This is a genomic window from Lutispora sp. (genome assembly GCF_041687175.1).
Lineage (GTDB): Bacteria > Bacillota > Clostridia > Lutisporales > Lutisporaceae > Lutispora.
In genome coordinates this window covers 1-3,140 of the sequence record NZ_JAWLCK010000208.1, presented here as the reverse complement: position 1 = coordinate 3,140, position 3,140 = coordinate 1, and the positions used below count along the sequence as shown (strand labels likewise).

Here is a 3,140-nt window from a genome sequence, read left to right as displayed (position 1 = left end):
TAGCATTAATTGTATGTACAGTATCATAAAACAGCTTCGCCATTGAAGCACAGTCACTTGGTCTATATTTTCGGATTATCATATTTATCTCATCTCCAAAATTTTACCATGTCTTTTTTACTTTCAATGTTATACGCAACTATTTTTCTCAGCGAATCATAATCTACCTTATCAGTCCATTTGATTCTAAACAGTTCCTTTGTATGAGAGTATCCAGCTTCTTCAATTTCCTTTTCAAACTGCTTAATAACTACTGCTTCAGGTGCAACAGATATGTGTCCCTTAGCAATGCTAAAGGCAATTATAAATGTTCCATGATCAGTGAACATTGGTTGATTCCACTTGATTTCTCCTCGTATGCTCAATCAAGCAAATGCGAACTCCGTTTGGATCCAATTAATAATTTTTATTTCCTATTAACTCAACGCTTGCACCATTTTCGCTCTTCATAATTGTGATGGCACCACCGTCTGGAGTGTCAATTACTTTGACGGCTATTCCGATTGCTTTTTAGAATATCCGACCTCACCAACCTTGGAAGACAACCGATAATAATGTCCAGGTGCATAAATCAGTGGATCTAATGAAAGCATGTCAATTTTTCCATAGGATGTATCCATAATTTCATCGTCTACCTGTATATTTTTAATTTTGCCAATGTATATGAATCCGTCCCCGGCGCTTTTAAACTCTATAAGCTCACATTCATATACCCATGGTGATTCATCTAAAATGGGAACATTCAAGACTTGACCGTTGTTATACCTAACCCCAATTTCTTCACATTTATTCTTTTCATATCCTGAAATATTTCCAAAGTAATCCGCCATGTACATCATATTAGCAGTAACAAGATTTGCAGAAAAAACTTTATTTTTCTCAACAAGTTCACGTGTAAGCTTGTTTCCCCTTGAAGCAAACATCAACATTGGCGGATTCACCGAACAAAACGTTACAAATGTGATCAAAGCAAAATTAGGATTCCCATCATCTTTATATGTACCGATTAAATAGGATGGCTGTGGAAAAAACCTCTCTGCGGTGCCAACGAACGCTTTTTCATAAAATTCAATCCTTTCCTTAATGTATTTATACCAACCCTATGTTACGCACTCACTATCTATCTTTGGAATATAGATTTGTCTAACAGGCTTGCATAGATATTTCGCTCTCCCCAATTCTTTCGTCATTTAATCCAACAGTTTTTCTTAACAGTACACTTTCACGTCTTCAATGCTGACTTCATCGACACCGCCTGCTTCAAGATTCTGTCTTATCAGTATAATATTTTCAGTCATGTTCCAAGTCAAATTACTTATGCTCTTGTTCAATCTTAATTATAAGACAGCTTTTGCTTTTTATCTTGTTCCTTAACGTACATTCTATATTCTATAGGTGTCGGTTCTTTTTCAACGGCTATTAATTCACCAATTTTTACAATCTCTTTAAGCTTATCGTAATAAATGTCTGCAAGCAAGCAGGAACATGGTTTAATTATTAAATAGTCATCATAACTGCACCACTTTGGTTATATGATTTTATTAATCCATACACCAAATTATCTTCCTCTATTCCGGTCAAATGGAGAACATTGATTACTTCAACTACCATATTGACACTGGCGTTATTGATTAATATTGCAGAATTTGAGCACCTAAAAGCATCACAATTTTATCGTAATCAACTTGAGTTGCCCAAGACCAAATCATTCCATATTTACGCTCTTTTTTCTTGAAACATACAGCATTTGCGCTATAATTAAACGCATTAAATCCCACCATTCTTGCAAAGCCCCTTTCTTTGGTTTTTTAGAAAGACATAATTTCCCTTACCGCTGCGTTTATTCTAATAAATGTAAAAATAACTTGCAAGTGCAATCCTGATACATTCGAGTATAGATTTGATTAGCAGAAAACTAATAAGTTATAAAAAATTATGTCATATAGGAGTTATAGTAAGAATCAACTCCATACATTCTACCTGCCGAAATGTTTTCTCCCCATTGTCTCCATGAAACTTTTTTAATATCCAAGTATCTGTCAATCCCACTTCTGCCATCTAATGATGTATGAGAAAAATAGTCATTATCCGCCATATCCTGGCTATGCCTTTGGGCAGCATCTGCTGCATATTCATCCCATATTAATGGCTTTAATCCGTAATTAGCGCGAAAAGCATTTGTTGCATCAAATTACAACCGTCTTTCCATTACTAAGGGATAAAGATAATTCTTCTGAAGTATCAATATATATAGTTTTAGTATTATTATTCCAGTTTACTTCAGCACCAAGGGCTTCTGAAACAGCACGTAGAGGCACAAAAGTGTGGATAGTCTAGCAATACTTTTTTATCTTTACTGAATAGCACACCATCTTCTGAAGCATAATAAGCGTTTTGAGGATCGACCTCAAAAGCTTCAACACCATCCATATATGAAAAAGCCTCTTCACCTAACCCTACTACGTTAAAACCATCTATCACAGACGGAATTTCAAGAACTTTCAAGCCTTTAGCATCAGGTTTCAAACCTGTAATTACGGCAGTATTACCCTCTGTAATATACTCAAAATACGAATCTTCCCGAGAATGTATGCATGCAGGCATATAAATGTAAAAAATCACAAAAATAAATAACAATTTTTTATTTTAAAACTCCCCCTCCCTATTCCATTCAACAATGAATTTTCAAAAATCATGCATAGCCTATTGCTTTATGTTAAAATTACATGCTTCAAGTATAATTATTAATAATGCATTTCAAATATGCGATATATAAATTTTACCACATATATTCTTGTAATAGAATAAAGCAGAAAACCTGCCAGTTTAAGGGTAGATTTAGTACATATTCAGATGATTACTTTATTACAGAAGTCTCTCTGTATCAAATCACTAAGGAGAGTGTTTAGCTAAAGTATAAAGAATATAAGGGTACTTGGAATACGAATCTACCAAGTACCCTTATATTGTTTTTCCACTTCTATTCTTCTACATAGTTCTTGCTTGCAAAGATGCTTATTGTGTCAGTTTTCAGTCTCAGATGTTGTTGTTACTGCTTTTTCTGTATCAGATGATGCATATGTCTCATCTATTAAGATATACCAGTCAGTCATATAGTCATGTACCGGTTTAGATGATGA

The 3,140-nt window shown here is 34.3% G+C and carries 5 protein-coding genes and 1 pseudogene; all 6 read right to left on the bottom strand.

Features of this window, described 5'->3' with window-relative positions; translation table 11 throughout:
• Positions 1–89 precede the first annotated feature (89 nt).
• On the bottom strand, positions 90–365 hold the full coding sequence (locus ACESM9_RS15340) for an iron chaperone (protein ID WP_373000714.1): 276 nt from the start codon (positions 363–365) through the stop codon (positions 90–92).
• A 129-nt stretch (positions 366–494) separates the two neighbouring features.
• Complete coding sequence (locus tag ACESM9_RS15335) at positions 495–1,073, bottom strand: flavin reductase family protein (protein ID WP_373000717.1); 579 nt, start codon at positions 1,071–1,073, stop codon at positions 495–497.
• A 135-nt stretch (positions 1,074–1,208) separates the two neighbouring features.
• Positions 1,209–1,331: a hypothetical protein gene (locus ACESM9_RS15330; protein WP_373000711.1), complete on the bottom strand. Its 123-nt coding sequence runs from the start codon at positions 1,329–1,331 to the stop codon at positions 1,209–1,211.
• A gap of 602 nt (positions 1,332–1,933) precedes the next feature.
• Positions 1,934–2,179 (bottom strand): annotated as a pseudogene (locus ACESM9_RS15325) (CAP domain-containing protein); the annotation flags it as partial.
• A gap of 7 nt (positions 2,180–2,186) precedes the next feature.
• Positions 2,187–2,318: a stalk domain-containing protein gene (locus ACESM9_RS15320; RefSeq protein ID WP_373000708.1), complete on the bottom strand. Its 132-nt coding sequence runs from the start codon at positions 2,316–2,318 to the stop codon at positions 2,187–2,189.
• Complete coding sequence (locus ACESM9_RS15315) at positions 2,281–2,604, bottom strand: hypothetical protein (RefSeq protein ID WP_373000705.1); 324 nt, start codon at positions 2,602–2,604, stop codon at positions 2,281–2,283. The genes ACESM9_RS15320 and ACESM9_RS15315 overlap by 38 nt, the downstream gene beginning before the upstream one ends.
• Positions 2,605–3,140: the final 536 nt, after the last annotated feature.